This is a genomic window from Spirochaetaceae bacterium (genome assembly GCA_009784515.1).
Taxonomy (GTDB): domain Bacteria; phylum Spirochaetota; class Spirochaetia; order WRBN01; family WRBN01; genus WRBN01.
Window position 1 is genome coordinate 1 of record WRBN01000092.1, and the last position, 7,180, is coordinate 7,180.

Genomic DNA, 7,180 nt, shown 5'->3' on the forward strand with positions numbered 1-7,180 from the left:
AGCAAGCAGATGAGTTACCGCCGGAGACCGAAACTCACTTTACTGAAACACCGGAAATAGAAGAAACTATCGGTTTAATTGATGCTATTCATGAAGATATTGCCGCTATCCAAGATGACCCGGTTGTATTTGATGGAGTGCTAAACGAAACTACCGAAGATAATATAGATTATGACTTACCACTAGCTGAGCCAACCCACGAAGAAATTGAGAGTATCACAGCTGATAACTTGGATATAATTGAAGAAGTACTCAGCGAAGATACGGAGAGTATCACAGAGGATAACTTAGCTGTAACAGAAGAAGTACCTAACGAAGCTCTTGATAGTAGCGACGAAAATAATGAAGAGATAGCCGATGAGGTATTAAGTGAAGCGACTACCGATACCTACCTAACGGCCGAATCCGAATTTACCGGCGAAACTGAAGCGGAGCCCGAACTTATTGTTACCGAGCAAACCGAACCGGAGCTGCCTCAAGGCGAAGATTTATTTGCCGTTATCCAAAATAGCTTAGCTAAAACCAGCGAAATTTTAGATAATCCCCCCGAAGAGCCGCTGACAAACCGGCCGGCCGCCGAATTAGCTTTAAACACCGAGACAGAGGCCGCTGCTTTACCGCTCAGCAAAGATTTTAGCCAAAAAATAATGGAGCAAGTTAGCCCCGAAGATTTGGCTAAACTACAAGCCGCCTTAGCCAAAACCGATGTTAATGCTAAAGATAGTTTTGGTATTACCCCGCTGGGGTTAGCGGTAAGTTATGGCCAGCTTCATACGGTGGCTGTCTTGTTAACCAACGGAGCTAATATAAAGGCTACCAATAACTACGGGGCTACGGCTATCCATGCTACTACCAAATTAGCCGCCGGCCCCAATAAAGAAGATATACTCACTTTACTTTTAGAGCACGGGGCCGATATTAATGCCAAAGATAATTATGGGCAAACCGCTTTACATATAGAGGCGCGCTTTGGCCAGCTACCGGCTTTAGAGTATCTCTTAAAACACGGTGCAGCCATTAACCAGCTGGATAACAAAGGGGCTGCCGCCTTAAATTATGCCGTGTTAAGGGGCGATACCTCATTAGTTTACAGCTTATTAATGGCCGGCGCTAAAAGTAATATTATTGATGGTTATGGCCGCCCCCTTGAAGATTGGGTTTCGCCAACCGATAAAATTATGCTAAAGTTAATACGTAACTTTAAGTTAGTGCAATCTATCGCTAAAGGCAGCGCCTTAGAGGATATTGACGACCTGCTGCACAAAGGGGCCGATGTTAATAGCTTTAGTTTTGAGGGCACACCGGCTTTACATTTAGCTATTACCCACCAAGATAGTTCTATTTTGGTTAAACTACTCTTAGAAAGCGGCGCCCAAATTAACTTAACCGATAACTTAGGCCATACGGCTTTACATTTAGCGTCTTTACATAATAAAATAGAATTAATCGATTTACTGCTAAGTTACGGTATTAAAATTAATGGGCGTAATAATAACGGTTTTACAGCCCTTGAGTTAGCCGAGCAGAATAACTTTAGCGAATTGGCCGCTCTTTTACAGCAGCGCGGCGCACACGGCCAGCTTTCTAAAGGAACACTTGCTAATAATGAGGTAAAAAAAGAAACCACAAAAAATAAAGATGGCTACGAAGAATCGCCTTTACACCGTTTAATAAAAAAACAAGCGGCGGCTCAACCTAAAAATGATTAGCAACCACTAGCTTATCTTTAAAAAAATCGCTATATTCGTAAGATGATGAGAGAAGAACTAATCCATTTACTGGCGGCTTGTGCTATTATTTTAAGCAGCATAACTTTTATTGTATCGTTATCGTTATTTTTTGCCGCCCGCCGCAAAGTGCTCAAATATTTATTTAGCGCCTTTACTACCGAGCTTGAGGGCTGGGGACTAGCCGCTAACCACCAGCTTACCCGCTACGCCCGCTGGGGAGCCATTAACGAATACGCCGAGAAAACCGCCAACAAAGAGCTTATACGCAAACTTTACCGCTTTAGAACTGCCCAGCTTTTTGCCGGCGATACCGCCGTTGTTACCATTACCTTAGCCGTACTTTTTTTATGGGTTTTTAACCCTTTTTAAGCCGCTCGTATTAGCGCGGCCTAATGCCTTCCCACATGTGCCAGTTAAGCGGGTTAATCGCCCAGCCGTCCCATTTATCAAGGTTAATAAAGTTACTAACTGTATTATTAAACAGCGGCAGCACCGCTTGGTCTTCTATAATGATAATTTCTTCGGCTTGCTGCATTAAAGCCGTGCGCTCTTGGCTAACCGGCAGCGTTAATGCCCTAGCCAATAACTCATCTACCTGCGGGTTGCTATAATTAAAAAAATTGTTACGGTCGCCCGTCATAAAAATACGCAAGTGATAGATAGGAGTATTGGCCGGCGAAGTCCAGCTAAAAAAGAAAATTTGAGTATCGGGGTGGCTGCGGTTAGCTAAAAAACTGTTCCACTCCATATTAATTAACTGCACATTAATACCCAGCTCGGTTTGCCAGCTATGAGCGACAAATTCGGCTATTAAGCGCGTAACCTCGTTAGTGTTATATAAAAAAGTTAAGGTACCCAGCCCATCTCCGCCGGCAAAACCGGCTTCGGCTAATAATTGCCTAGCCAACTGTGGGTTATATAAATCGTTATTAATATTACTATTATCTAAATGTGTGTAAAAATACGGGCCGGCGCCGGTGGTAGCTAAAGGAACAAAACCGTGTACCGGCAGCTGACCGCCGGCTAAAAACGGCAATGCCACTAAAACCGCTCTATCTATGGCTAGGGCTAAAGCCTGCCGCACTCTAACATCTTGCAAATTAAGGTGCACCGTGTTAAAAGCAAAGTTGACGGTGCTCATTGTTGGGCCGGGCTGCCAATCGTCTCTAAACATCGGCTCTGCCCCCAAGCCCGGCGGTATGCCTATTATCCAATCTACCTCACCGTTACGCAGAGCATTAAAAGCAGCCGTTTGATCGCTTAAGGCTAAAATAACTAACTTATCGATAAAAACATTACTACGGTTAAAATAGAGCTCGTTAGGAACTAAAATTAACCGGTCTTGCGGCAGCCAGCTTTGCAAAGTAAAGGGGCCGCTGGCCACAAAGTTTTCGGGCCGTGTCCACTGGTTACCGTAAGCATTAACAACATGCATCGGCCTAATCATGTGTTCGGTACTGCCAAAATCGGGCACCTCTATCGGGGTAAGGCGATTGTGCCTAATGGTGTAGCTATCCAGTAGCTGCCAAGCTCGGGCCTCGTTAGCCGGTATTTGCCCGGTTAAAGCGGCTTCGCCATCAAGGTACTCTAAGATAAGGGCAGCGGCACCGGGCCACGCCGTAGCCGGGTTAAGCATACTTTGCAGACTGGCTATTACCTCGTGGGCGGTAAGCGGGTGGCCATCGCTAAAAGTTAGTCCTTGCCTAATGTTAAAGATGATAGTTAGCCCATCATCGCTAATCTGCCAGCTTTCGGCCAGCTGCGGAATAACATTACCGTATTTATCGTAGGTGGTAAGGCCGGCAAATAAGGCGTGCATAATGCGCCTTTCGGCGATACTCCAAATTTGCGTAGGGTCGAGCGAGGTAGGTTCTATACCATTAACAAAGATAAACTCTACTTCTTGATGATGAACTTGCCCGCAAGAGGTAAACCCTAAATTAAAACTTAATAAAATAAAGAGATAAAGATATTTTTTCATATTGTGTATTCCTTATAGCTGCTACATCTTTAATAAGTAATATTTTGAGAAAGCAAAACTAGCTCTTGCGGCATAGCGCCTGCTAGTATTTCTTCTACCGTAATAAGATACATTTTTTTGATATGCCCAAAATGAAAAAGCGAAGTTTTTATATCTATAAACCCTAAATCATCGGCCTCGCTATACATACCTTTGGTAAAATATTTATCAAAACCCACAAAGACACCAAAATCGGCATTAAATTTACCTATACTATCCTTAAAGGCCCGTATTTGAGCAATAGTAACATTGCCGCCCTTTATCTCGATAACGGCCCGCACCTTTTTATCACCCATATTGTAAACTACATGGCCATCAATACCACCATCACCTGTGGCTTTAGTTTTGTGCCCTTGCAACACATATTCTACCAACCAACGCTCAAATTTATCTTTGTTATCACGAGCAAGCTTTTCGGCGCTGGCTATATCACGCGGAAAGCCAATCACTTCGTAGTTGGCTTTTAAAGGTTTTAAACGTTTTTCTTCTATCAAACTAATGGCTAAATGGTTAATATCTACCCCCAGCCACTTACGACCCAGTCTTTCGGCCACTGTTACGGTAGTGCCGCAACCGCAGAAAAAATCGGCCACTAAACTGCCCTCATCACTCAATGAAGTTATAATACGCTCTAAAAGCTTCTCGGGTTTTTGCGTGGGATAACCAAGTCGTTGTTGACCTTGCGCATTAGGAATATCGGCCCATACATTACCAAGTAACTTGCCTTTACTATTACTTAAATAACGCTTAAAGGCCAAACGGCCTGTTTTTTGCTTAGGGAAATAAATGAGCCCTTTTTCGTCCCATTTTTGCATAGTTTCCGGCGGGCAACGCCAACCATTTTTAGGTGGTGCATAGCCCTTATAGTTGTAATTGTACCCAGAGGTTGGAGAAGGCTTACTTAAATCACCTAAACGATAAATACCTTTGCCATCATTATCGTTGTGTTTGTAAAAATCTTTTATATATTTTTCATCAAGCTCGGTATACAGCGGCTTAAAAAAATAATTTTCACTTTTACTATAAAAAAAGATGGTATCGCTTACCTTAGTAAAACGTTTTTTAGCGTCGCTATGAGCATTAGTGCGTTGCCAGATAATTTCGTTTTGAAAGTTTTTTAATTCAAAGATTATATCTAGTAATATCTTTAAGTAATGGCTCATCGTAGGGTCACAGTGTAAGCACAAACTCCCTGTATCTTTTAGTAATTTATGCATATAATATAAACGGTGCGCCATCATAATTAAATAACTCATTTGGGCTTCGGTAAATATTTTACGATTACCATGTAAAAAATCGTAGAGCAAAGGCATATCGGCGTAACCTTTAATTTCTTCTAACTCGTGGCTTAGGCTGACATTACTCCAAGTATCGCTAAAGGCTTCCTTTAAGGCCGTATGTTTACCATCTACCGCTTCGGCCACTAAGTCTTCAAAGAGCATATTGTAGTTACGGGCACTATTAAAGGGCGGGTCGATGTAAATTAAATCGATAAAACCTTGCGGGTATTGTTTGGTTAATAGTTTTAAAATATCGAGGTTATCGCCATAGTAAAGCTTGTTCATAACTTACTATACAGTGCAGGATATAGGGTTGTCAATGAGTGGTTACATAATCGATTTAATTACTTTTTTATTAAAAAGCTGTTAAAAACCTAAAATAACGGTTTTGATTGCTTTATTTTTTTGGCATTTTCGTGTATATTTAATAGCAATAGTTTACGAGGAGTTACTTAATGGAGAAAAAAAATTTTTTTATCTCGGTGGTTGCCGGTGTTTTAGGGGCCACTCTTACTATAGCCTTAACTTTAGCCGTTGTTCTTAATTTAGGCAGCGTAAGCCGCCCCGAGCGGGTTTATGCGCAAGAAAATATCTTAAGTACAGCCCAAATTAATGTACTGGAGCAATTTAACTTGGCCTTTAACCAACTGGCCGAGGCCATTTTGCCCAGTGTGGTGCGTATCGATATAGTTTCTATCCGTACGGCGCCGGCTAACAGCGGCCGTACCCCGTGGGAGTTCTTTTTTAACCAAGGCGAAAATAACGAAGAGCGCGAGTTTAGAAGCGGCTCGTTAGGTACCGGCTTTATTATAGAGCGCGAAGGGAACCTAGTTTATATTTTAAGCAATCACCACGTAGTAGGTAATGCCACCGAAATTAGTATTACTTTTAACGATGGCCAGCGTTTTGACGCCGAACTACTAGGCGCCGATGCACGGCTGGATTTAGCCATTATCCGTGCCGATATTGGCCCCGATAACCCCAATATTAGGCCGCTTAAGCTGGGCAACAGCGATGACGTAAATGTGGGCGATTGGGTGTTAGCCATTGGCAGCCCTTTTGGGTTCGATTTTAGCGTAACGCGCGGTATTGTTAGCGCCGTTGGCCGCACCGGCGGCCCATCGGGGAACATTAACGATTTTATCCAAACCGATGCCCCAATTAATCAGGGGAACAGCGGCGGCCCCTTAGTCAATATACGCGGCGAGGTTATTGGTATTAATAACTGGATAGCCACCCAAAACGGCGGCTCGATTGGGCTGGGGTTTTCTATCCCTATCAATAACGCTCAGGCAGCTATCCCTATGCTTAAATTAGGGCAAACTATCCAGCATGGCTGGCTTGGCATTACCATTAACGAAGTGGCCGCTTTAGGCGGCAGCAGCTACGCCCAAAGCGCCGGCTTTGGCAACCAGCAACAAGGGGCAATTGTACTCAGTGTAGTAAGCGGCGGCCCGGCCGAACTAAGCGGTATTAGGCCCGGCGATTTAATTATCAGTGTTAATAATCAACGTATCGAAAGCAGCCGCAGGCTAACCTCTATCGTGGGCAGCTTACCGGCTAACTCTAACGCTACCATTGTGGTTATCCGTGATGGCCGTGAGCAAACCATTAACGCCCGCATTGGTGTGCGCGGCGATGACGAAGCTACCAATAATCAAGTACAACAAGCTTGGCCCGGTTTACTGCCTATGCCTTTAACCAACGAAATACGGCGCGACTTACGTTTGGCCGATAACGTGCAAGGGGTAGCCATCATCAGTGTAGAGCCGCGTACTATTTTGGCCATAGCCGGCTTAAGGCAGGGCGATGTAATTACCGCCATTGATGGTACCGCTATCAGCAGTATCCAAGAGTTTTACCGTGCCCTTAATGCCAACACCAGCGGCAGCTTTAGGTTTGATTATATACGCGGTAACCAACGGCTTAATATTGGTATAGAAAGAAATTAATTACCGCATAATCTTTGCGGTAACAATAAACCCTCTTTGTTAATAAAGAGGGTTTATTATTGCATCTGCTAAATACCTTTAACTCACCACTAGCTCGTAAAGTTTGGTTATGCTGCGGTCGGCAACATCGGTGGCATCAATCGCTAGGCGGTAGCGGCCCGGCGCTAAAGTTTTACTCAGCTGCCCTTTAGCGGTAGA

5 protein-coding genes are annotated in these 7,180 nt (G+C 43.8%); 3 read left to right on the forward strand and 2 right to left on the reverse strand.

Annotation, left to right across the window (positions count from 1 at the left end; all coding sequences use genetic code 11):
• Window positions 1-1,709: ankyrin repeat domain-containing protein (locus FWE37_08615; GenBank protein MCL2521041.1), on the forward strand; the 1,709-nt coding region annotated here is incomplete at its 5' end.
• A gap of 42 nt (window positions 1,710-1,751) precedes the next feature.
• Window positions 1,752-2,099 (forward strand): hypothetical protein, encoded by a 348-nt coding sequence (locus tag FWE37_08620; GenBank protein ID MCL2521042.1) that lies wholly within the window; start codon window positions 1,752-1,754, stop codon window positions 2,097-2,099.
• 10 nt (window positions 2,100-2,109) lie between these two features.
• Here FWE37_08620 and FWE37_08625 read toward each other — a convergent pair whose 3' ends face one another.
• A complete protein-coding gene (locus tag FWE37_08625; GenBank protein MCL2521043.1) occupies window positions 2,110-3,711 on the reverse strand; it encodes a peptide ABC transporter substrate-binding protein in 1,602 nt (533 codons plus the stop codon).
• A 29-nt stretch (window positions 3,712-3,740) separates the two neighbouring features.
• Window positions 3,741-5,315 (reverse strand): restriction endonuclease, encoded by a 1,575-nt coding sequence (locus tag FWE37_08630; GenBank protein MCL2521044.1) that lies wholly within the window; start codon window positions 5,313-5,315, stop codon window positions 3,741-3,743.
• A gap of 170 nt (window positions 5,316-5,485) precedes the next feature.
• Here FWE37_08630 and FWE37_08635 point away from each other — a divergent pair, with 170 nt between their 5' ends.
• Window positions 5,486-6,982, forward strand: coding sequence for a trypsin-like peptidase domain-containing protein (locus tag FWE37_08635; protein ID MCL2521045.1), 1,497 nt, complete (start codon window positions 5,486-5,488; stop codon window positions 6,980-6,982).
• The last annotated feature ends 198 nt before the right edge of the window (window positions 6,983-7,180 follow it).

Coding starts and splice junctions, on each gene's coding strand:
- FWE37_08635 (MCL2521045.1), top strand. CDS start 5,486: ATGGAGAAAAAAAATTTTTTTATCTCGGTGGTTGCCGGTGTTTTAGGG.
- FWE37_08620 (MCL2521042.1), top strand. CDS start 1,752: ATGATGAGAGAAGAACTAATCCATTTACTGGCGGCTTGTGCTATTATT.
- FWE37_08630 (MCL2521044.1), bottom strand. CDS start 5,315: ATGAACAAGCTTTACTATGGCGATAACCTCGATATTTTAAAACTATTA.
- FWE37_08625 (MCL2521043.1), bottom strand. CDS start 3,711: ATGAAAAAATATCTTTATCTCTTTATTTTATTAAGTTTTAATTTAGGG.